General features: G+C 29.7%; 23 protein-coding genes. 10 read left to right on the top strand and 13 right to left on the bottom strand.

From position 1 onward, the window contains the following. Positions 1-6: 6 nt before the first annotated feature. Positions 7-318, top strand: coding sequence for a rhodanese-like domain-containing protein (locus OD91_RS06440; protein WP_144895568.1), 312 nt, complete (start codon positions 7-9; stop codon positions 316-318). Here the strand turns inward: OD91_RS06440 and OD91_RS06435 are convergent. The 13 genes from OD91_RS06435 to alaS all read right to left on the bottom strand — a co-directional run bounded on the left by OD91_RS06435 (position 315) and on the right by alaS (position 15,930). Continuing rightward, on the bottom strand, positions 315-707 hold the full coding sequence (locus tag OD91_RS06435) for a hypothetical protein (protein ID WP_144895567.1): 393 nt from the start codon (positions 705-707) through the stop codon (positions 315-317). The genes OD91_RS06440 and OD91_RS06435 overlap by 4 nt on opposite strands. A 39-nt stretch (positions 708-746) precedes the next feature. After that, positions 747-1,400: a response regulator transcription factor gene (locus OD91_RS06430; protein ID WP_144895566.1), complete on the bottom strand. Its 654-nt coding sequence runs from the start codon at positions 1,398-1,400 to the stop codon at positions 747-749. Positions 1,401-1,447: 47 nt separating this feature from the next. Further along, on the bottom strand, positions 1,448-3,277 hold the full coding sequence (locus OD91_RS06425; protein WP_144895565.1) for a sensor histidine kinase: 1,830 nt from the start codon (positions 3,275-3,277) through the stop codon (positions 1,448-1,450). Further along, entirely contained in the window at positions 3,277-5,226 is a 1,950-nt protein-coding gene (locus OD91_RS06420) for a sensor histidine kinase (protein WP_144895564.1), read from the bottom strand. Before OD91_RS06420 ends, OD91_RS06425 begins: the two co-directional genes overlap by 1 nt. Positions 5,227-5,259: 33 nt before the next feature. Then, on the bottom strand, positions 5,260-5,541 hold the full coding sequence (locus OD91_RS06415) for a hypothetical protein (protein WP_144895563.1): 282 nt from the start codon (positions 5,539-5,541) through the stop codon (positions 5,260-5,262). Between the two features lie 78 nt (positions 5,542-5,619). Beyond that, on the bottom strand, positions 5,620-6,069 hold the full coding sequence (locus OD91_RS06410) for a hypothetical protein (protein WP_144895562.1): 450 nt from the start codon (positions 6,067-6,069) through the stop codon (positions 5,620-5,622). A 22-nt stretch (positions 6,070-6,091) separates the two neighbouring features. Next, positions 6,092-6,586, bottom strand: coding sequence for a DUF6252 family protein (locus tag OD91_RS06405; RefSeq protein WP_144895561.1), 495 nt, complete (start codon positions 6,584-6,586; stop codon positions 6,092-6,094). A 115-nt stretch (positions 6,587-6,701) separates the two neighbouring features. Next, a complete protein-coding gene (locus OD91_RS06400; protein ID WP_144895560.1) occupies positions 6,702-7,196 on the bottom strand; it encodes a hypothetical protein in 495 nt (164 codons plus the stop codon). Positions 7,197-7,200: 4 nt separating this feature from the next. Then, the gene (locus OD91_RS06395; RefSeq protein ID WP_144895559.1) at positions 7,201-9,000 is read right to left on the bottom strand and encodes a PQQ-binding-like beta-propeller repeat protein; all 1,800 of its coding nucleotides are present in this window, start codon (positions 8,998-9,000) and stop codon (positions 7,201-7,203) included. A gap of 81 nt (positions 9,001-9,081) precedes the next feature. Next, a complete protein-coding gene (locus tag OD91_RS06390) occupies positions 9,082-10,041 on the bottom strand; it encodes a GSCFA domain-containing protein (protein WP_144895558.1) in 960 nt (319 codons plus the stop codon). Next, positions 10,042-11,619 (bottom strand): DUF1501 domain-containing protein, encoded by a 1,578-nt coding sequence (locus OD91_RS06385; RefSeq protein ID WP_144895557.1) that lies wholly within the window; start codon positions 11,617-11,619, stop codon positions 10,042-10,044. A gap of 1 nt (position 11,620) precedes the next feature. Continuing rightward, the gene (locus OD91_RS06380; RefSeq protein ID WP_144895556.1) at positions 11,621-13,243 is read right to left on the bottom strand and encodes a DUF1800 family protein; all 1,623 of its coding nucleotides are present in this window, start codon (positions 13,241-13,243) and stop codon (positions 11,621-11,623) included. Between the two features lie 74 nt (positions 13,244-13,317). Further along, positions 13,318-15,930, bottom strand: a complete 2,613-nt coding sequence (alaS, locus tag OD91_RS06375; protein ID WP_144895555.1) for an alanine--tRNA ligase — start codon at positions 15,928-15,930, stop codon at positions 13,318-13,320. Between the two features lie 152 nt (positions 15,931-16,082). Here alaS and OD91_RS06370 point away from each other — a divergent pair, with 152 nt between their 5' ends. The 9 genes from OD91_RS06370 to OD91_RS06330 all read left to right on the top strand — a co-directional run bounded on the left by OD91_RS06370 (position 16,083) and on the right by OD91_RS06330 (position 23,830). Continuing rightward, the gene (locus OD91_RS06370) at positions 16,083-17,048 is read left to right on the top strand and encodes a M23 family metallopeptidase (protein ID WP_144895554.1); all 966 of its coding nucleotides are present in this window, start codon (positions 16,083-16,085) and stop codon (positions 17,046-17,048) included. A 9-nt stretch (positions 17,049-17,057) separates the two neighbouring features. Beyond that, positions 17,058-17,387 carry a MerR family transcriptional regulator gene (locus OD91_RS06365; protein ID WP_144895553.1) on the top strand — a complete coding sequence of 110 codons (330 nt, stop codon included), beginning with the start codon at positions 17,058-17,060 and terminating at the stop codon, positions 17,385-17,387. A 169-nt stretch (positions 17,388-17,556) separates the two neighbouring features. Continuing rightward, a complete protein-coding gene (locus tag OD91_RS06360) occupies positions 17,557-19,371 on the top strand; it encodes an acyl-CoA dehydrogenase (RefSeq protein ID WP_144895552.1) in 1,815 nt (604 codons plus the stop codon). Next, positions 19,371-20,144, top strand: coding sequence for an SDR family NAD(P)-dependent oxidoreductase (locus OD91_RS06355; protein ID WP_144895551.1), 774 nt, complete (start codon positions 19,371-19,373; stop codon positions 20,142-20,144). Before OD91_RS06360 ends, OD91_RS06355 begins: the two co-directional genes overlap by 1 nt. Positions 20,145-20,159: 15 nt before the next feature. Beyond that, positions 20,160-21,377, top strand: a complete 1,218-nt coding sequence (locus OD91_RS06350) for an acyl-CoA dehydrogenase family protein (protein WP_144895550.1) — start codon at positions 20,160-20,162, stop codon at positions 21,375-21,377. 1 nt (position 21,378) lies between these two features. Then, positions 21,379-22,437 (top strand): phosphotransferase family protein, encoded by a 1,059-nt coding sequence (locus OD91_RS06345; RefSeq protein WP_144895549.1) that lies wholly within the window; start codon positions 21,379-21,381, stop codon positions 22,435-22,437. After that, positions 22,437-22,802 carry a hypothetical protein gene (locus tag OD91_RS06340; RefSeq protein ID WP_144895548.1) on the top strand — a complete coding sequence of 122 codons (366 nt, stop codon included), beginning with the start codon at positions 22,437-22,439 and terminating at the stop codon, positions 22,800-22,802. The genes OD91_RS06345 and OD91_RS06340 overlap by 1 nt, the downstream gene beginning before the upstream one ends. Before the next feature lie 19 nt (positions 22,803-22,821). Next, on the top strand, positions 22,822-23,070 hold the full coding sequence (locus tag OD91_RS06335) for a hypothetical protein (protein WP_144895547.1): 249 nt from the start codon (positions 22,822-22,824) through the stop codon (positions 23,068-23,070). A gap of 7 nt (positions 23,071-23,077) precedes the next feature. Next, a complete protein-coding gene (locus OD91_RS06330) occupies positions 23,078-23,830 on the top strand; it encodes an SDR family NAD(P)-dependent oxidoreductase (RefSeq protein ID WP_144895546.1) in 753 nt (250 codons plus the stop codon). Positions 23,831-23,869: the final 39 nt, after the last annotated feature.

The raw sequence follows: 23,869 nt of genomic DNA, 5'->3' as shown, positions 1-23,869 counted from the left end.
ATAAAAATGGGACAATTTGGAGTCTTTAGTGAAAAAGAAACTATAGAAAAAATTAAAGAGTATTTAGCTAACGATGCAGTTGTGTTAGATGTAAGAACTCAGGAAGAGTGGAATGAAGGTCATGTAGAAGGTGCACAGCATATTATACTAAATTTAATTCCTCATCAAGTTGAAGAAATAAAATCTTGGAATAAAAAAGTGATTGCTGTTTGTAGAAGTGGTGCTAGAAGTGGGCAAGCAACACGATTTTTAGAGCAAAATGATATTGATGTTGTTAATGGAGGTCCTTGGCAAAATGTAGATCAGTTTATTTCTTAACTGTAATTGCTAAATCCTTTTCTTCTTAGTTTACTTAATCTCTTATATAATTTATAAGAACCTGTAATTTTTCTGTGGATAGCAAAGACGCCGCCAATTAATGAGCCTGTAAATGCACCCATCGTAATAGGGTCGAAATGATGACCAGTAATTAAGTACTTGCTATAAAAAACCACAATACCAATAAGAATCGAAATTAAAAATACTTGTAATTTAGACTTAGATAGAAAAGCATAAATACCACAAAACATTCCAGTAATCATACTAGTAGCTGTAATTTTTCTTAAAAATAATTCTTGTATTGGTGTGCCAGATGGCATAAAAAAGGATGTCATAAAAAAACCAATAACTAAACCAGCTAAAATACCAAGACCAATTTTCTGTAACATTTTTTTATCTATTGGATAAAAGTACAAAAAAACTTAATACTAAATTAACTTTTGCTTTTGAGCTTTTAATACAGCTTCCATTTTATTATGGACTTGTAGTTTTTTATAAATATTTTCTATGTGTTTTCTAACAGTAGATGGCGAAATAATAAGGTTCTCAGCAATTTCATTATAGTTTAAACCTTTACTTAATTGTACTAATATTTCTGTTTCTCTTTTAGATAGTTTTATTTGATCTTCAATATCTTTTTTCTGATTAGAAACATTTGGATTTCGTAGTAAATTCAATGTTTTTAAAGCAATACTTGGTGTCATAGGTGCGCCACCTTCCATCACTTCTAAAATACTTTTGTGTAATTTTTCTGCATCAATCTCTTTTAATAAATAGCCATTAGCTCCTGCTTTTATAGCATCAAAAACATATTGGTCATCATCTACTACAGTTAGCATAATAATTTTTATCTGTGGAAATTTATTTTTTATAATTTGGGTTGCCTTAATACCATCCATTTCTGGCATTTGAATATCCATTAAAATAACATCTACTTGATGGTTTTCTTCTAATTTCCCTATGAGTTCAGCTCCATTATTAGCTGTAAATTTTACTTTAAGATCATCAAAAAAAGATAGTTTTTCTTTAATGGCTTTTGTTAAAAAATAGTTGTCTTCGGCAATTGCAATTTTAAGATTCATATAAATAGGGTTAGCTCAGTAAATTTATAAAATAAAAAATGTATGCGCTATACGTCATATGCCGTATTTTCTATATTTAATTTTAATGTGATGTCTGTTCCAATTTCTTCATTAGAATTAATTACTACTTTTCCGCCAATTTTACTCATTCTTTTTTCCATATTGCTTAAGCCGTTGCCTAATTCAACTTTTGTTATGTTAAAACCAATTCCGTTATCGATTACTGCCGCAATAAAATGATTGTCTTTTTTATTTAAATTAATATCTATGCTTGTTGCATTGGCATATTTTATAGCGTTATTGATTGCTTCTTGCAATACTCTAAAAATATTCATTCCAGCAAAAGAAGTAAGACTAAGGTTTTTATCAATAGAATAATTTACTTTAAAGTTAATGTCTGGTCTGACTGTTTTTGCTTTTTCTACATAAGATAAAACTCGAGCATGTAAATCTTCAACACTGACTTCATTTTTATTCATTGCCCAAATAGTGTCTCTAAGTTGATGAATGGTATCTCCAGTAAAAGAACTGATGTTAGAAAGTTTTTCTTTTAGTTTGTCACTTGCATCTTTACTGATGTATTTAAGATTGTCTATAGATGAAATAATAAAGGTAAGCTGTGAGCCAATATTGTCATGTAAATCTCTAGAGATTCTAAGACGTTGTTCTTGTAATCTATTTTGTGTTTTTATTGTCGATAAAGCATCTTTTAAGTCAATTTCTTTCTGTAATTGTTTCCTTTTTAGTTGGTTTCTTTTATAAAAAGAGAAAGAGATAATTCCTAAAATAAGAAGGGCAGCAACTAATAAAATAGCATATAAATTTCTGTTTTTTATTTCTAATTCTTTCGTTAATAATTGTTCTTTTTGTTGGGCAATTTCTTTTTCTTTTTCGGTGGTTTTATATTTAACCTCCATTTCCGAAACTTTATCAACAAAACGAGTGTCATAATTTTTAATAGCAACTTTATAAATTGTATCACTTAAAATAGATGCATCTTTAAATTTTCCTAATCCAAATAATATTTTTTTTTCTTCATTAAGAGAATACAAATATGTTGGTTTGTCTTTTAGTTTTATAAAAATAGGCTTGGCTATCTGTATTGTTTTTAGTGCTTCTTTATATTTTTTTTTCTGCCCAAGAATTGTTGTTTTTTTTATTAAAGCAAAGCCTTCTTGACTTTTATTTTTAGCTTTTCTTGCAATGAGAATTGCCTTATTTATTAAATGTAATGCTGTATCAAAGTCCTCAAGTTGGTTGTAGCACTCTGCAAGTAAACTAGTAGCTAATGCGTGTTCCATTAACCAATTTTCTTCTTTATAGATTTTTATTGCCTCTTCATAACTTTTTATAGCTTTAAATATTAAGGTTCTGTTTTTAGGTTTACTTAATAATCCGACTTCTAAATTTATTGTTCCATAGTTTTGATGAATACGAGTAAGTAATCGTTTACTAACAAATTTCTTATATGGTATCACTTCATCAAAATACTCACCAGCTTTTAAACGTCTATTTACATAATAATTTGCGACACCTAATTTATATAAGCTTAAGCCAATATTAGCACTGTCTTTTTTTTCTTTAAAAAAATGATTTGCTCTGAGAAGTTTTTTAATAGCATCATCCATTTTGTTTTCTCTAACAAAGAGTGATGCCTCTAATAACTCTTTTTGATAAAAACTTGATGAATCTTTAGGATGAAGTTTTATTAAACTGTCAATTTTATTTAAAAAATAACGTGAACTATCTAATTTTCTGTTATCATGGTATTTAAAGCCTTTTTCTAAATAATCTTTAAATAATGAATTATTATTAGTTTTTTGAGCAAAACTATGTGCAATAAATAAAAAACAAGAAAGAAAAAAAACATTTTTCATTAACAAGAAGTTGTAATTTTAATATTAGTTCCTTTATAAATTTTAGAATCAATAATTACTTTTCCTCCAACTTCACTCATTCTCTTTTCCATATTGCTTAAGCCATTACCTAATTCAACTTCTGTAATGTTAAAACCAATTCCGTTATCAATTACAGAAGCAATAAATTGATTGTCTTTTTTAGACAAATTAATATCTATGCTTGTTGCGTTGGCATATTTTATAGCATTATTAATTGCTTCTTGTAGTACTCTAAAAATATTCATTCCAGCAAAAGATGTAAGATTAAGGTTTTTATCAATAGTATAATTTACTTTAAAGTTAATACTTGGTTTAGCTGTTTTTGCTTTTTCTACATATGATAAGATTCTAGTATGCAAGTCTTCAATACTAACTTCGTTTTTATTCATAGCCCAAATAGTATCTCTAAGCTGATGAATGGTATCTCCTGTAAAAGAACTGATGTTGGAAAGTTTTTCTTTTAATTTATCACTTACATCTTTACTTATAAATTTAAGATTATCTATTGAAGAAATAATAAAGGTAAGTTGGGATCCAATATTATCGTGTAGATCTCTTGAAATTCTAAGACGTTGTTCTTGTAAACTGTTTTGATTTTTTATAGTAGCTAACGCATCTTTTAAATCAATTTCTTTCTGCAATTGTTTTCTTTTGAGTTGATTTTTTTTATAGAAACCAAATGATATTATCCCTAAAATTAGTAATGCAGAGGCTAATAAAACGGCATATAGATTTCTATTTTTTATTTCTAACTCTTTTGCTAATAATAGTTCTTTTTGTTGAGCAATTTCTTTTTCCTTTTTTGTAGTTTCATATTTAGCTTCTATTTCTGCAATTGATTTTAATTTTGATTCATTTAAAATACTATCATTATACTTTAAGTATATTTTAAGATACTTGTTAGATAGTTTAGTCCTATTTTGTTTTTCATAGATATTAGATAACAATGCAGAAATATCTTTAATATATTCTTTTGCATTAATTTCTTTTGCAAAAGAAAATGCAGCTTTGGCTTTTATTAGTGCTTTTTTATTTTTTTTTTGTTTAAAATATAAATTTGAAAGCGAATAATTTAAAAACGAAAGTTCAAAAGGTTCTCTACTTTCAGTATGTAATTTAATTGATTCTAGATAATTTTTTTCTGCAAGAATATTATTTTGTAAGCTATCATATGCTACAGCTATAACACTTATTGGATATGCAGTATAGCGTTTAAAATTTAATTTTAGAAAATAGGATTTAGATTTATTTGCGTATAAAATTGCACTTTTATATTGGCCTAACTCATTTTTTGTGCCTGCAATATTATTATTAATCATTGCAATTCGAAGAGAATCTTTTAATTTTTGATAAACCTTTAATGATTTAAAATTATACTTTAAAGATTTTTCAAATTCTTTTAATTTTCTATAATCCCATCCAATATTTAAGTATGAATTTCCAATACCTAAACTGTCTTTAATTTTTTCGTAAATAGAAAGTGTTTTAAAATTATATTCAATAGATTTATTTAAATCACCTTTTTTAGAATAAGTAATTGCAAAACCATTATATACATTTGCAATAGCTGTAGAATCTTTTAAGTGAACATTTATTGATAAAGCATTTTCAAAGTTTTTAATTGCTTCGGAATAGTTACTGGATTCGAAATTTCTGAATCCTAAAGCTAATAAAGCCTTAGCTTTTAGTGAGTCATTATTTATTTTATCAGAAAGTTGAAAAGCTTTATTAGTATAAAATTTAGAGCTATCTAAATTGATTCTTGAATAAATGGTTGAGATTTTTAATAAGTTTTTAAATTTCTCTTCTTTTGATTGAGTTTTAATAACTAATTTTAAACTATCAATTATTTTGTTTTGAGAATATGATGATAAATTAAAAAGAAATATAAATATATAACTTACTAATAAAAATTTATTAGCTTTCATTGAGGTGTTTTTTAAGTTAGCAAAAAAAATAAACTAGATAAATTTACAAATTTCTTTTAAAGTAAAATCAGTAGTAATTAAATCTATATTTATTTTTGCTAATTTACGTTGTGTTCTTTGTTGAATTTCTTCAATAAGATTAGGGTAATTCTTGATTTCTTTTTCAATAGTTTTTTCTTTCTTAATAGTTAAAACTAATACTTGATTTTTTTCATTCAATTGATCTTTTAATTTAAAAAAAGTGAATCTAAAATATGCAATCAAAAGAATAATTACCATTAAAAAAAGAGCGACATAAGTTGTTGAAAAAGTCATAGACTATAATTTAAAAAAGGTTGGTGATTGAGATTGTGAGAGCTTCATCAATCACCAAAACCTTAAAAACAAGATTTTTTATCGATCATTAAATTGACCTAACCATTTACCGTTTAAATCACTAATATTTACTTCATTTAAACTTCCCTTATTTTCAGATACATCGTAAGAAATTTTGTCTCTACAACTGTCTTTAAACTTAACTTCGGTTGAGCCTGCCACAGTTAAAATTGGGTTTTTAATTGTGATACATTTTCCATCTATTTCCACTGTTAATACATTGTTAGCAATTGTAAATTTAGCTTTTGTTCCATCTGGATAAGGGCTAGCAGCATCTGCATGATGCATTGTTAAGTTATGCACACCATCTAAACTACTTGCAGCAGTTCCAGCCGTTTCATTTGCAGTAATTGTATATACACATTCTTCGGAGCAATTTCCTCCACCAGTATTTTCATCATTTTTTGAACAGCTTATTATAATTGATAAAATAAATACTGCATTCATTATTTTTTTTAAAGTTTTCATACTTTTAAATTTATTATGTTGATTATTGTTTTGTAGCTCTAAACTTTCCTTCTGTAATAGCTTTTCTAGATTTATCTTGTGGGTTAACTCCAACAAATGAAACAGTACCTTCTATTACATCTCCATTTACAGCAGTAATTTCTACAGATCCCGATGTTCCCGATCCAGCGTTGCTAATCCAGATTCCACTATTAGATTGTGTAGGAGCAATTACAAATTGCGCAAAGCCAGCGCTAGCAAAGTTGTAGGTGCCAACACCGTTATAATTCATAATATTCATGGTAATTGCATGTCCGTTAGAATTACTTCCTTGTAAAACAACTAGTCCAGCATGAGCTTCATTCCAAGCAACAGTGTCTGGCGGGCCTGTAAAAGCTTCCCAAGATGTTCCATCTACTTTAGCGGTGAAAAAATCATCGCCAGAATTATTAGAATTACTGTCGTCGTCATTTTTAGAACAACTACTTATTAAACATGTTACAAATAATAAAAGTGTTAGTTTTTTTAAAGATTTCATAATATTTTATTTTTCGATTATATGTTTACAAATTTGAGTAATATAAAAGCATAAAAAAATACGGCATTTGCCGTATTTTCCCTCTTTTTCTCCAACGTTAAAGACGGATTAAAACTTATTTGCCCTTAACAATATTTTCTGCTTCTTTAATTTTATCAAAAGGAATCAATACCCGATATTCATCGTTAGTTGGTCCTTTTCTAGTTAACCATTGCACATCAAACTCTAAAAGTTGAAATCCGTTTTTAGCTTCAATAATTTTGATACTTTTTATTTTTTTTTGACTTCCTTTTAATTCAATAACATGATTGTTGATTTTTAAATGATCGTCAAAAATTTTCACTTCAGGGTTTTTCACTCCTTTCACTAAATGTTTATAGCTAAATTTCATTCTCAACCAAGGAATTAAAATTGATAAAGGAATAGCAAAAGCTACAGCAATTAAAAAACCTGTATCTCTTAAAATCATCAAACCTATGGTACCCAGAGTAACAATTCCTAATCCAAAGTAAAAGTTATCTTCTTTTTTTTTGGCTTTAGCCACCTCAACAAATTCATTCCATTCTTGGGTAGAATAAATCCAATGAGCTTTAAGGTTTGATGGTTTCATTTACTTATATTTTATAAGCGTAAATAGTGTTTTTATTCGCTTTGTAGTATAAAATACGTTCAACATCATCAACTTTATATGTTGGTTTTTTATCTTTTAATAAAATTTCTTTTACTTTTTTTCCTGATCCTTTATCAAGTTTTACTAACCCAACACCCGACTTTAATTTTGTTAAAATGAATTTATCGTTTTTTGTTTGTGCAGATGCTTTAAAACGTTTAGACATTGCCCCAAAAGAAGCGCCAGCAATTTTAGAAAAACCTTTTGCATTATTATTCATTTGAGAGCCGTAAGAATTATATCTACCCATAGAACTTCTGTTTGCTCCAGCTCTAACAGCAGAACCTGCTGCCATTGCCATAGAGGTTACTGCTAGTGCGCCTGCCATAATTTTGCCAAACATACTATTGGAAGGAGATTTAAAAAATTGATGATAAATTTCTTTACCATTACCATCTAATAGCATCATGTTTTGGCTAGATGATAATAGAATATTCCCATCTCTCATTTCTATAGAATTAGGAGATTCTTTTCCTCCAAATTTAGGTTTTGCAATTATTTCATTAGTGCCAGAATTAGCATCAATACTATATAATCCGTCACTACAACTTAATAAATAACGTTTGTTTTTTGCGTCATAAGTGGAAGCAACTGCTTTAGATTGTTTATACTTTAATTTTTTACCAAATATAGATTCACCAGTATTTTCATCAACAATATCAGCGTCTTTTGCTGTAATGTATAAAATGCCTTTTTCAGTTTTTGTAAGCGTGCTTATAGTTGGTCCAGTTTTTAAAGGTTTTCTCCAAAGTGGAGTTCCATCATATTTAATTTTATTTATTCCTCCAGAAGCAACTCCGAAAATGATGCCATCTTTCTCAGTATAAAAATGACTCACGAGTCCTTTTGTTTTAGGGGCTTTATCCCATAAGTCTTCACCAGAATTTGTGTCTAGAAAGTAAATTTTTGATTGTGGATTTTTACCTTGAGTATCTGTAAGAATTGCAATTCCTTCCTGTAAATATTCACTTTGTCTAACTTTTCCTTTTAGTTTATTTCCATCTTTCCATATTAGTTTACCATTCATGTTTACCTTATAAATAGTAGTGTTTTTGCCATTATTATTTGTTTGATATGCATAAATAGCATTGTCTGTTGCAGAAACAGAACCAACATTTCTAACATCAGCTGTCCATAATACATTCCCAGAAGCTAAATCTATATATTCTAATCCCTTTTTTCTTGGTATAGCTAGTTTTCCATCAATAATATCAGAAACTCCTGTTACATTATTACTTCCTTTTTGTGGAATTGTATATTGTTCTTTTCCTGTAGTTAAATCAAAAACAGCAATAGAATAACCAGCGCCAATTTTTCCTTTTGATTTTCTAAGTCCACTAACCACCAATTTGTTTTCAGGTAAAATAATATCTCTACTATTCATAAAAGAAAAACCTTCTGCTTTAGAATCAAATAATGTTTTTCCTGTTACTATATCAAGTACAAAAGTTACTCCATTCATTCCGTTTGCAATAAACATTGCATAAGGTGTTCCGGGTTGTAAATGAAAATTTTCTTCTTTAATGTTTTTACGTTTATCGAATAAAAAAGCAGGTTGAGATTTATTAGGTTGTATCCCATATACGCCTTTAGCTGTTGAAACAATCAAAGTGCCAGGATCAGACATTTTCATCCATTTAATACTTCCAAGTTCATATTTATTGTCTGGGGTTTCCGCTTTTTGAGCATGTGAAATAGAAATGCCTAAAAAGAAAAGCATCCCTATTAGAATTTTAGTTTTCATAATTATATAGATTTTAGAGTTTTAACTGCACCAAAATTCTACATAATATAAGATTTATACAATACGGCATTTGCCGTATTTTTAAAAAGTGATAAATGAATGTTTTTCTTGTAAAGAAGAAATTTTAGCTTCTAAAGACTGTAAAAATTGTTGATGTTGTTCAGAGTTTTCATTAAAAGGTTTGTGTGATAATCCTCTTTGAATAGTCTCAACTTCTTGCATTGTTTGTTGAGCTTCATCAGAAATCCAAACATCTGAAAATTTTTGCCAGATGTAATTAATAGCGGTTTTGTTTGGATGAAGCATGTCTTCAGCATAAAAACGGTAATCACGTAATTCATCCATCATTATTTCATAAGAAGGAAAGTAACTATGATCTCTCGACTGCGCTTGAGATGATAGCAGCCATTGAATTGCAGTAATTAAATGCGCTTTACTTTGTGTGTTTTCTATAAATCCATCTTTTAAATGACGCACAGGAGAAACTGTAAAAATAACCTTAGCTTCAGAATTTACTGATTTAATTAGTGTAGTAATTGCATCTAAACTTTCAGTAATTTCATCAACAGATAATAATTCTTTTAAGAATTTTTTTTGTGGAATTTTATGGCAATTCGCAACAATAGTATCCGTCTCAATATGTCTGTAAACCCAAGAAGTTCCTAAAGTAATAATTAGATGAGAAGCTTCTTTTAGATATCTATTTGTAGCAATGATCTTCGTATTTAAATTAGTTAATAATTCATTTTTATCAGAAGAACTCAACTCAGAATGCGCTTCTAAACTATGCCAGCGTTCGTTATTAAAAATGATGTCTTTTTCGGTATAGTTTTTTTCATTAATTACATTGGTAATTAAATTTTCTATAGCATTTGGATGGAATAATATTCCAAACGGATTTTGAAGAGTTCTAAATTTATAAAACCCTAATTTATTATCAATATTTTCTGAAAAACAAGAACCAATTAATAAAACTTTTGATTGATAATTAATTAAGTTTCTGGTTCCTTTTTTTAACGAAACTTTAGTTTGTAAGTTCATTTAAAATTTTAGTAGTTTTTTAGTTTTCGAAACGCCATTAGAATGATAATATATAAAGTAATTACCCTTTGGTAATCTACTTGTGTCAACTTTTATAGTATGTTGAGCTGCATTGTATGTTGTATTTGTTATTTGTTTTACAACAGCGCCAATACTATTATATAATACCAAGGTTACCTTATTATTTGTTCCTAAAAATTGAATATTCACAAAATCTATAGTCGGATTTGGATATACATTTATGTTTACATTGTCTAATAAAAAATTTTCATTTGATAATGAAGCAGAGCAACCAGATTTAAAAATAGGTAAGCTATCAAACTCACTAAATAAAACAGCCGTTGATTCTGCTTTTGTTGCACCCAACCAATCTGTTAAAACAGTACTGTAAATATTTCTAAAATCGTGTTGCATTTGTACACCTTCTTTTTCATCTACCTGTGTGTCAATTTCTGGAGCATCTCCTAATATTTGATTTTTCACACAAGATCCAAACATAAATAATGGTGCTGCTGTACCATGATCTGTTCCAAAAGCAGCGTTAGATCTTATTCTTCTACCAAATTCAGAATAGGTCATTCCAACCACTTTTTTATCAATATCTAATAATTCTATATCGTTTTGAAAAGCAGCAATGGCATCTGATAACTCTTGTAATAATTCTGCATGTTTTCCAGTTGTTGGTTCACCTTCTTCTATTTGATTATGATGGTTATCAAAACCACCAATTTGAACTATATATACTTTAGACTTTAATCCGCCAGAAATTAATTTTGCAACATCTTTTAGTTTTTTTGATAAATTAGAATCTGTGTATTTAGTAGATAAATTATTTCCAGCTGCAGATGCTTTTTTAATAACTGCTGCATAGGCATTTGTCTGACTTATAGTGTCGTTTACAAACTTTAAAGCATTCCCATAACAATTACTTGGTATTTCTCCTGTATTAGAAACTAATGCCGTTCCAGGATTGTCTGGGTCTGCTAATGCCATAGAAAAGTTAGCGTTTGTTCCTTGACAAGTTTCAGAAATTACAGTACCAATAGTTATAGCAAATGGATCTGGATTTTCTTCATTCGGATAGTTTTCTGGAAATTTAGAATGTTTACCGTCTAATAAACGTCCAATCCAACCAGAAGAAACATAAGCTGTTGCACTAGAAGCAGAATTCCAAATATCAGTAGATCTAAAATGTGATCTATTTTGATCTGGGTACCCAACATTCTGAATTATAGATAGTTTTTCTTGATCCCAAATTTCTTTCATTCCAGTTAAGGAAGGATGAAAACGAGTAGTATCATTTATAGTCAATAAATCGTTTTTCGGAATAATAATATTGGAACGAACACTTTGTAAATTAGTATACTGATTTAAATCGAAAACGGTATTTAAACCGTCATTTCCTCCCTGTAATTGTATTAAGACTAATATATTATCATTTTCTTCTTCAAATACATACCCATCTGGTTTTTCATTTGCAAATAAAGGAAACCCACTTAAAACGAAAGGAATAGAGCCAGAAGCTGCTGTGCTTAATTTTATAAACTCTCTACGATTTAGTTTTTTTGTCTTCTTCATCTTACATTATTTGAAATTCAGACATTTGTACCATCGTAGAAATTAAATTTCTAAGTTTATTTTCAATTGAAGTTTTCAACCCTTCGTCTGAAGGATTTGCTAAAAAGTTATTGTATTCAACAGTCCATTCAAAATTCGGTAATCCAGGAATTAAAACACCTTTTAAAGCTGTAAGTTGACTTTCATTGATGGGATAATTAAATAGTTGAGTTGCTAAACTATTGATTAAAATATCTGGATCTTGAGAATTTGTAATATTAGCAGCTACTTGTAAAACTGGTGTTAAAGGTGGTAATGTATAGTTTTTACCGTTTATTTTAACTTTACCGCCAGTAACTATTATTTTACAATATTCTAGTCTTTTTGGAAGTAAATAGTTGTTTACCCAACTTTTGTAAAACAAGGGTGCTTGATAATACGCTTTCCATCCTGAAACATCTGGATGATGAAAGATGGATTGATTTAAATCTGTACATGCCGAATATAATATCAGCGCATATTCATATTCTAAATTTACTGAAATTGTTGGAGCAGAATATCCTAAAGATTGAGTTGAAGAAAAGATTAAATCGATAGGGTTTTTCATCATGCAAAAAATATTTTCAAAGAAATGATCTGATGCTAAAAGTTTTTTTAAGGCTGGTGCAATATCATAATTATTATCTCTAATAATTTTTGCCAAAGGCTCAATAATATTTGTTTCTGTTTCTGCTGTTATATTATCATTAATAAACCAGATATATAATTTTCTAGTAATAAATCTTGAACATTCATCTTGCTCAAAAATTTTATCAATTACATCTTTATATTCATTTTCGCCATTTTCAGAAATCACAGCATTGTTAAATCGATGTGATAAAGTTTTGTCTCCTTTTGTGTGTTTATTGTTGGAGAAAAAGGAAGTTAACGCATCTACATTATTTAATCCTTTTATTCTCCCGCCAGTTAATGCTTTTGCAATTTGAACAACATCATCTTCTGTATAATTTGTATAATCTCCATTACCAACGGCATCGCCTTTTCCAATCGTAAAAAGTTCTAACAGTTCTCTAGAATAATTCTCGTTAGGAGCCGCGTCTGTATTTTGTGATCCGCTTAAATAAAGTAACATATTAGTGTCTACAGTAACTTGTTTAGTTAACTCTTTAAAATTTTTTAAAGCGTTAGTTCTTAACACATTCATGTAGTAATATTCTCTATGCGGATTTGAATTTTCAGACACAAAATGATTATGCCAAAACAACGTAAGTTTTTCTCGAATAGAAATACCTGAATTTTGCATTTGTAAAAAGGACCATGCGTATAAAGATCTATTTCTAGAACGATAAATTCGTGTTCTTTCTGCACTATCTGTCGCAACTGGATACGCAGGAGAATTTACCCAAGTTTCTCCAAATTTAGCTCCAGGATCATTTATTTGATCGTCACCCGTCCCGTCTAGTTTATATTTTACTGGTGGGTCTGGAAGAGGGTTTTCTTTAAATAGCGTATTAATTGTTTCATTTAAACCTAATGAAACCGAAGTGTTTACAAGTGTTTCAGTAATTCCAAACGAAGTGCGTCTTAATAAGTGTCTCGCTTCTGTGGTAGTCCAATTTCCAGAAAAAGTGTCTAAATGGGGCATGGTTTAAATATATAAAATAAAACGAAACAATTTCGAGTAATTTTAGACTTTAGACCAAGAATATTATAAAAAGTTTAATCTAAATAATCTTTTGCACTCTCTAATGCTTTTGAAATCCCAGCTGGATTTTTACCTCCCGCAGTTGCAAAAAATGCTTGTCCGCCACCGCCACCTTGAATATGTTTTCCTAATTCTCTAACAATTGTACCTGCGTTCAGATTTTTAGATTCCACTATTTCTTTAGAAACATAACAGGTTAAAATTGCTTTACCATTATTTTCTGCACCAAATAGTAAGAATAGGTTTTTATGTTCTTTACCAATTTCAAACGCTAAATTTTTAATCCCGTTAGGATCTAAATCTACTTTAGCAGCTAAAAACTGAACTCCATTTATTTCTTGTAGCTGACTTTTTATTTCTCCTGATAAGTTTTTTGCTTTATCTTTTAAAAGCTGTTCAATTTGCTTTTTTAAAGCAGTGTTTTCTTCTTGTAAACTTGTAACAGATTTAGCAATATCTTTTGGGTTTTTAAGTAATTGTTTTACTTGTACAAAATCCTTTTCTATGCTTTCAAAATAATCGCCAACAGCAACATTGGTGATAGCTTCAATTCTTCTAATTCCTGCTGCAACAGCTCCTTCTGATTTTATTTTAAAATACCAAATATCTCCAGTTTGTTGTACATGCGTTCCTCCACATAATTCTATAGATTGTCCAAAACGAATAGCTCTAACACTGTCTCCATATTTTTCTCCAAATAAGGCCATGGCTCCATCGTCAATTGCTTGTTGCATTGGGATGTTTCTTTTCTCGACTAATGCTAGATTTTCTCTAATTCTTGCATTTACAAATTCTTCTATTTCTTGTAGTTGATCTGCATCAACTTTAGAAAAATGAGAAAAATCGAAACGTAAATACTTTGGATTTACCAACGAGCCTTTTTGCTCTACATGCGTACCTAAAATAGTTCGCAATGCTTGATGTAATAAATGAGTTGCAGTATGGTTACTTGCTGATAAATTTCTAAACTCATCATTTACAACAGCTTTAAACATTTCGTTGAGATGCTTTGGTAAGTTTTTAGCAAAATGAATAATGACATTATTTTCTTTTTTAGTGTCTAAAATATAGACAACATCACCGTGTGCATCTTCTAAATATCCTTTATCACCAACTTGTCCACCACCTTCTGGATAAAAAGGAGTCATGTTAAAAACGAGTTGATATAACTCACCAACTTTCTTAGTGGTAACTTTTCTATAACGTGTTAATTTTACATCAACAGATAAAGTATCATAACCAACAAATTCTTCTGTTTCATCTTCAATTAAAGTAACCCAATCTCCAGTTTCACTTGCAGATGCAGCTCTAGATCGCTCTTTTTGAGCTTTCATACTTTCATTAAATTCTTCTTCATTTATTGAATATCCTTTTTCTCTTGCAATCAGTTGCGTTAAGTCTAAAGGAAAACCATACGTATCATATAATTCAAAAGCTTTTACACCAGAAATCGTTTTTTCTTTCGTGTCTTCAATAACTTTATCTAATAATAACAAACCTTGATCTAAGGTTCTTAAAAAAGAAGCTTCTTCTTCTCTAATTACATTATGAATCAGTGAGTTTTGTTTTTTGATTTCAGGAAATGCGTCACCCATTTGATGACTTAATGTTTCTGTAAGTTTATAAATAAAAGGTTCTTTTTGATTTAAAAAAGTAAACCCGTAACGAATAGCTCTTCTTAAAATTCTTCTGATGACATATCCCGCTCCAGTATTACTTGGTAATTGTCCATCTGCAATAGCAAAAGCAACTGCTCTCACATGATCTGCAATTACTCTAATAGCAATATCATTTTCATTATTTTTATTATAATCAACACCTGTAATAGTTTCAATTTCTCTAATTAAAGGTGTAAAAACATCAGTATCGTAATTAGATTGTACGTTTTGTAAAACCATACATAAACGTTCAAACCCCATACCTGTATCAATATGCTTATTTGGTAAATCTTCTAGAGAACCGTTTGCTTTTCTATTATACTGCATAAAAACCAAGTTCCAGATTTCTACAACTTGTGGGTGGTCTTCATTTATTAATGTTTTACCATCAATTTTAGCTTTTTCTTCTTTCGAACGAATATCTACATGGATTTCAGAACAGGGGCCACAAGGTCCTTGCTCACCCATTTCCCAGAAATTATCTTTTTTATTACCTGTTAAAATTCTATCTTCTGGAATAATTTTTTTCCAGTAATCATATGCTTCTTTGTCTAATTTTGTGCCGTCTTTTTTATCACCTTCAAAAACAGTAACGTATAAGATGTCTTTAGGTATTTTAAAAACTTCTGTTAACAATTCCCAAGCCCAATCAATTGCTTCTTTTTTAAAATAATCGCCAAAACTCCAGTTTCCTAGCATTTCAAACATGGTATGATGATAGGTGTCATAACCAACTTCTTCCAAATCGTTATGTTTACCAGAAACACGTAAACATTTTTGCGAATCGGTAATTCTTGTGTTTTTTGGAGTAGCATTTCCTAAGAAAAATTCTTTAAAAGGAGCCATCCCAGAATTGGTAAACATTAAGGTTGGGTCATCTTTTAAAACCATTGGTGCAGAAGGCACAATGCTATGTTTTTTAGATTTGTAAAAGTTTAAAAATTCAGCTCTTATATCTTGAGATTTCATCCGTTTTTTCGTTTGAAACAATGTTAATTTATCATTAAAAAACTAATTTAAAAAAGTAGTTCTAAAACATTTTGTAAATTCGTGAGTTCTAATACAGATTACCCTCTGAAAAAAATAGTATTAGAATACACAAAAATAGTACATTTACTCCTATGGCGAAAGTAAAATATTATTATGACCCAGAAACGTTATCGTATAGAAAAATTACGGTAAAGAAAAGCTATTTTTATAGGAAATTGCTTTTTAGTGCAATTGCTGTTTTACTAATAGCTTTCTTCGGTTTTGTTGGTTTTAGTCAGTTTTTGATGTCGCCAAATGAAAGAGCGCAACAACGAGAACTAGAGAATTTAAAACTGCATTACGATTTGTTGAATATACGTATGCAAGAGAACTCAGAAATACTGGGTCAATTACAAGAAAGAGATAATAATATCTATAGATCTTATTTTGAAGCTAATCCGATTCCTGAAGAACAACGAAAAGCAGGTTTTGGAGGTGTGAATAGATATAAATATTTAGATGGATTTGATAATTCTAAAATGATTAAAAACGCAACAAAAGAGTTGGATATTTTGTCTAAACAATTAGTTGTACAATCAAAATCATTAGATGAAATAGTTGCATTAGCCAAAGAAAAGGAAAATATGTTGGCATCAATTCCAGCAATTCTTCCTGTAAAGAAAGAAGATTTAACCTCTGTTGCTTCTGGGTATAAATGGAGAATGCATCCTATCTTAAAAATTAATAAGTTTCATAAAGGGATGGATTTTACTGCGCCTTTAGGAACGCCTATTCATGCGTCTGGAAACGGAATAGTGATCAGATCAGAACGAAGTGCAACTTACGGTAATGTTGTGTATATCAGTCATGGATATGGGTATAAAACCATTTATGCACACATGAAAAATACCAATGTTAGAAAGGGAGCTAAAGTAAAAAGAGGTGATGTTATTGGATTTGTTGGTAATACAGGTTTATCGGTTTCTTCACATTTACATTATGAGGTGCATAAAAATGATAGAGCATTAAATCCTATTAATTTTTATTATGGAGATTTAACTCCAGAAGAGTTTGCCTCTTTACAAAAAACATCCGAAGAAAGTCAATCTTTTGATTAACTTGCAAGTATGTATATAGATTTACCAGAAAAAAGATATTATAAAATTGGAGAAGTAGCCAAAGCCTTTTCTGTAAACACTTCTTTAATACGTTTTTGGGAAAAAGAGTTTGACATCATCAAACCTAAAAAAAACGCTAAAGGAAATCGATTATTTACCCCCGATGATATTGCAAATTTTAAACTAATTTATAATTTAGTTAAAGAGCGAGGTTTTACTTTAGATGGAGCAAAGCAAAAGTTGAAGAAAAACCCAAATCAGGTTATAGATAATCATGATATTATAAGTCGATTAGAGCTTGTAAAAGCAGAACTTCTCAAAATTAAAAATCAACTATAAGCTTATCCTTTGTATTTTTTTCTTGCAATTATATTGTAAAATAGTTTTTGTTTGATAAAAACCAAAGTTCAATATATTATGCATGCATAATAATTTTTGTTATATTTGGAAGGCAAAGTCAGTGAAAACAGAGCTGCTCAAAATTTAAAATCAACTTAAATTATATCAGATGCCAAAAAAGTATGTAGACCTAGAGACACTTAAATACATACTTTATGATATTCACAGATTAGAAGATTTATTGACAAGAGAACGATTTCAAGATCACGATTTGGAATCTTTAGACCTATTTATTGAATCAATAAAAGAATTTTCTGATAGAGAGTTGTATCCATATTTTCAAGAAATGGATGAAACTCCTGCATATCATAAAGATGGAACCGTAATTGTTCATGAACAAGTAAAAACAGTAATGCTTAAATCTGGAGAGATGGGTATTATTGCTGGTGCTTTTAATTATGAGGATGGAGGTTTGCAAATCCCATTTTCAGCGCTCCAAGCAGCAGTTTATATTATGGATGCTGCTAACAATCATTTACCAGGTTATCCAAGTTTAACGCAAGGCTCTGCAGAATTAATTGTAGAATTTGGAAGTGATAGTTTAAAGGAAAAATATGTACCAAATATGTTGTCTGGAGTTTGGGGAGGAACCATGTGTTTAACTGAGCCGCAAGCAGGTAGTTCGCTTTCAGATATAGTAACAAAAGCAACACCAACTAATGAAGGTTATTATAAAATTTTGGGGCAAAAAATCTTTATTTCTGGAGGAGATCATCAATATGCAGATAATTTTGTGCATTTAGTATTAGCTAGAATTGAAGGTGCTCCAAAAGGAACTAAAGGAATTTCTTTGTTTGTTGTTCCTAAAAAGAGAATTAAAGAAGATGGAACTCTTGAATATAATGATGTGATGACTGTTGCCGATTTTCAAAAAATGGGGCAAAGAGGATATTGTACAACACACTTAGGTTTTGGAGATACTGATGATTGTAGAGGTTGGCTAGTTGGTGAAATGCACAAAGGTTTAAATCAAATGTTTTTGATGATGAATGGTGCAAGAATAGCAGTTGGAAGAGGAGCTTCTGCAATTGCAATGGCAGCCTATAGAGCTTCTTTACAATATGCAAATGAAAGACCACAAGGAAGAAAATTAACTGCAGATGGAAAGAAAAATCCAACCGAAAAACAGAGTTTAATTATAGAACATCCAGATGTAAGAAGGATGTTATTGTTACAAAAATCAATAGCAGAAGGGTCTTTAAGTTTGGTGTTTTTAGCATCAAAATATCATGATATAATTTCTACAGCAACATCAAAAGAAGAAAAAGAAAAGTACAATTTACTGTTAGAAATGATAATTCCAATTGTAAAAACTTTCCCTTCAGAAGCTGGTGCAGAATCGGTAGATAATGGCTTGCAAGTTCTTGGTGGATATGGTTTTTGTACCGATTTCACGTTGCAACAATATTATAGAGATATTAGAATTTCTGCTTTGTATGAAGGGACAACAGGTATACAGTCTCAAGATTTATTGGGTAGAAAAGTACCAATGCAAAATGGAAAAGCATTAGAATTATTGGCTGCAGAAATTATGCAAACAATTCAATTAGCATCTAATGATGAAGAGCTAAAAAAATATGCAGCAGTTTTAGGTGATAAATTAAAACTTTCTCAAAAAGTTTTAGGACATTTAATGCCTTTTGCTATGAAAGGAAATTACGAACGTTATTTAGCAGATGCTAATTTATTTATGGAATATTTAAGTATTGTTGTTTTAGGTTGGTTATGGTTAGAAATGGCTGTTGATGCTAAAAATGAATTGAATAATTCTAATAGAAAGTATTCTGAAATTTTTTACGAAAGTAAAATTCATACCATGAAATTTTACTTTAAATATGAAGTTCCTAAAACAAATTCTTTAGCAGAATCTTTAATGAGCGATGAAGTAGTAACCATCAAAAAAGACAAAGAATATATTTTATAATGCATATAAAAGAACAATTTAATTTAGAAAATAAAGTAGCAATTATCACTGGTTCTAGTAAAGGAATTGGGAAAGCTATTGCTAAAGGATTAGCGGAACAAGGAGTACAAGTTGTAATTTCGAGTAGAAGTCAAGAAGCATGTGATGAAGTTGTAAAAGAATTTATAACAGAAGGATTAAAAGCAGTTGGAATTGCTTGTCATATAGGGAAAGAAGAGCAGCGTAAAAATTTAATTGATAAAACAATTGAAGCTTTTGGACGAATTGATGTTTTAGTAAATAATGCTGCAATCAATCCAGTTTTTGGACCTATTGAAGATGTAAATCCTGCAATTTTTGATAAAATTATGGATGTAAATGTAAAAGCACCTTGGTCTTTATCAAATTTAGTGCTACCACATTTTCAAGCAAATAAAAATGGAAGTATTATTAATATTGCTTCAGTTGAAGCCTTAACTCCTGGTTTTGGATTAGGGATTTATAGTACCAGTAAAGCCGCTATTTTAATGTTGACTAAAAATCAGGCAAAAGAATGGGGGCAATATGGTGTAAAAGCAAATGCTATTTGCCCAGGATTGATTAAAACAAAATTCAGTGCAGCTTTGTGGCAAAATGAAAAAATATTAGGTAAGATTGAAAAATCTTTACCAAGTGCAAGAATGGGAATGCCAGAAGAAATGGTAGGCTTAGCTTGCTTGTTAGCTTCAGATGCTGGAAATTATATGACTGGGGGAGTTTATACTGCTGATGGTGGTTATATGATTGCTGGATAAAACTTAGATAAAATTATGGACTTTAATTACTCAAATAAAACAAAAGAATTACAGAAAAAACTGAATAGTTTTATTGAAGAACATATTGTGCCAATAGAAAACGAATTTATAGCTTTTCAAAGTGATCAAAAAAATATGTGGAAACGTTTTCCTAAAACGGAAATGTTAAAACAAAAAGCAAAAGAAGCTGATTTATGGAATTTGTTTCTTCCAAAAGATTATGGTGATTTAAGTCCAGGGTTAACCAATTTAGAATATGCTTCTTTAGCAGAGATAATGGGTAAAAAAATCTGGATTTCAGAAATTTTTAACTGTTCTGCTCCAGATACAGGAAACATGGAAGTATTAGCAAAATACGGAAATGAAGCTCAAAAAAATAAATGGTTAACACCTTTAATGAATGGCGAAATTCGTTCTGCTTTTTTAATGACAGAACCTCAAGTAGCTTCATCAGATGCTACAAATATTGAAACTTCAATTGTTTTAGAAGGAGATGAATATGTGATAAATGGGCGAAAATGGTGGTCTTCAGGCGCAATGGATCCTCATTGCAAGGTGGCTATTGTTATGGGAAAAACGGATGTTAATGCGAACAGACATCAACAACAAAGTATGGTTTTGGTGCCTATGGATACTCCAGGGTTAGAAGTGATTAGGCCGCTTTCTGTTTTAGGCTTTTATGATTCTCCAGAAGGACATGCAGAAATTCAATTAACCAATGTTAGAGTTCCAAAAGAGAATTTAATTTTAGGAGAAGGGAGAGGTTTCGAAATTGCGCAAGGCCGTTTAGGACCAGGAAGAATTCATCATTGTATGCGTTTGGTAGGAATGGCTCAATACGCATTAGAAATGATGTCTAAAAGAACTTTAGAAAGAGAAACTTTCGGTAAAAAGTTTTATGATTATAGTAGTATTCGTCATGAAATTGCAAAATCACAATGTGAAATTGAACAAGCTCGTTTGTTAACACTTTCTGCTGCTGATAAAATGGATAAACTAGGCAATAAAGAGGCTAAAGATTTAATTGCGATGATAAAAATTGTTGCGCCTAATATGGCTTTGAAAGTTATTGATAGAGCGATGCAGATTTTTGGAGGAAAAGGTGTTGGTCCAGATACGTATTTGCCACATTATTTTGCAATTGCAAGAATGTTGCGTTTAGCAGATGGACCCGATGAAGTACATATGTATCAACTAGGAAAAAGTTGTATTAAAAAATACGGAAGTAATTAAGATGAGTAATCAAAAAGTAAGAAAAGGGGAAGAATTAAATGAAGTTCTGCTGAAGAAATTTCTGCAAGAAAGTAACATTATTAATTCTACAGAAAGTGATTTGATTGTAGAACAATTCACACACGGATTTTCGAATCTTACGTATTTATTAAAAATAGAAAATAAAGAATTTGTTTTAAGAAAACCGCCCAAAGGAGCAATTAAGAGAGGTCATGATATGAGTCGTGAATTCAAAGTGCAAAGTGGTGTTATAAAAGCATTTTCCAAAGTTCCAAAAATGTATGTTTTTTGTGATGATGAATCTATTTTAGGAAGTGATTTTTATATCATGGAAAAAGTAGAAGGCATCATCTTAAATTATAAAGAAGCTCATAAAAGAAATATTTCATCATCAGAGTATAAAACAATTGCAAATTCTTGGCTAGACACTTTAGTAGAATTACATGCTATAGATTATAAAGCAATAGGGTTAGGTGATTTAGGGAAACCTGAAGGATATGTAGAAAGACAAGTTACAAACTGGGGAAAACAATATTTAAAGGCAAAAACCGATGAATATCCAGAAGCGGAAATTGTAATGAAATGGATGAAAGAACATCAACCTAAAAAATATGATCATTGCTTAATTCATAACGATTTTAAATATGATAATATTGTTTTTATGGATGATTCATGGCAAGAAGTTTCTGCTGTTTTAGATTGGGAAATGGCAACTTTAGGAGATCCTTTAATGGATTTAGGTACTTCTTTAGGATATTGGACAGTAGCTACAGATCATGATTTTGTGAAGCAAGGAATACCGTCTCCAACTATTTTTGAAGGAAATCCTATTAGAAGTGAAATTGCTCAATTATATGCTGAAAAATCAGGGAGAAATGTAGATAATTTAATTTTTTATTATGCTTTTGGTTTATTTAAAATTGCGGTCATAGCACAACAAATTTATTTTAGATATTCTAAAGGATTAACAACAGATCCACGTTTTGCAAACCTAAATAAAGCTGCAGAATTATGTTGTAAGTTAGCTGTAAAAGCGATTAAAACTAAATCAATAGATTAATGGAAATCAACAAAGAAGCGCTTCAAGTATTATCAAATTTTGATGAAGAATCACCAGTTTTTATGATGAATTATTTAAATTATAAAGATGTTGTTTCACCTACAAGTAAATCAGGAAAAGAAATTTACAAAGAGTATATGAAAGCTGCTTTTCCATTTTTTCAAAAAATAAATGCTGAAATCATTTTTAAAGGAAAACCTCAGGCTATGATTTTAGGTTCGTCAGAAGAAAAATTATGGGATGAAATCCTTATTGTTAAATACGCTAACAAAAATGAGTTTTTTAAATTGTTGCAGTTTAAAGAATACCCAAGAGAATTAAGAGCTTCAGCTTTATCAGAATCAAAACTAATATTTTGTAAATAGAACTTTAAAAGCCATAAATATGAGTAATTTATCAAAAATTAAATCGGAAATCGAAAAATATGCTATTGAATCGAATTTAAATGAATTACAAATTGTTGAAAAAATAGAAAGTCATTTCTTTAATAAAAAAGTAAATGAGAATTTAAAACTCTATAAAAAAGGCAAGAAAAAAGTAAGTGAAATAACCAAAAGTTTAAAAATTTCACCTCGCAAATTTTATGCGATTTTAGAGAAGAAAAATATTCAACATAAGAAATACAACAAGTAAGAAAATTATGAATGTAAAAAATAAAATAATTATTGTTACAGGAGCAGGTTCTGGAATAGGAAAAGCAACAGCAATTCATTTTGCTAAGCATGGCGGAACAGTTGTAGTTTCTGATATAAATTTAGAAAATGCAGAAAAAGTTGTTGATGAAATTGTAACAAATGGAGGAAATGCGGTACCTATAAAAGCAAATGTTGCTGATTTTACTGAAGTAGAAAATTTAGTTAGTCAAACGGTAGAGAAATTTGGACAATTGGATGTTATTGTAAATAATGCCGGAATTGGTCCTAATTTATTAAAAACCCATGAGTCAAGTATAAAAGATTGGGATAAAGTTATTGCTGTAAATCAGACTGGTGTGTTTTATTGTATGAAAGTAGCATTGCAACAATTTTTAAAACAAGGTGGAGGAAATATTGTAAATATTGCTTCTTTAGCAGGTTTAAAAGCTTCACCAAATAATATTAGTTACAGCGCAAGTAAATTTGCTGTAGTTGGTATGACAAAATCTGCAGCGATGGAATATGCAACAAAAAATATAAGAGTAAATGCGGTTTGTCCTGGATATACAGAATCAGCTTTGTTAAACCAGTTATTAGGTGCAAAACCAGAAATGGATGCTATTTTAAAAAGTGTAATTCCAATGAAAAGATATGGTCAAGCAGAAGAAATAGCTGATGCTGTTGTTTGGTTGGCTTCGGATAATACAAAGTTTATAACTGGGCAAACTATTACTTTAGATGGTGGAACATCGCTTTAAGTAGAAAATATTAATTAAATTTGAACAAACAGAAAATCA

The sequence above is a fragment of the Lutibacter sp. Hel_I_33_5 genome, from assembly GCF_007827455.1.
Classification (GTDB): Bacteria; Bacteroidota; Bacteroidia; order Flavobacteriales; family Flavobacteriaceae; genus Polaribacter.
The sequence above is the reverse complement of the archived record's forward strand: the minus strand, read 5'-3'. Positions and strand labels throughout refer to the sequence as shown.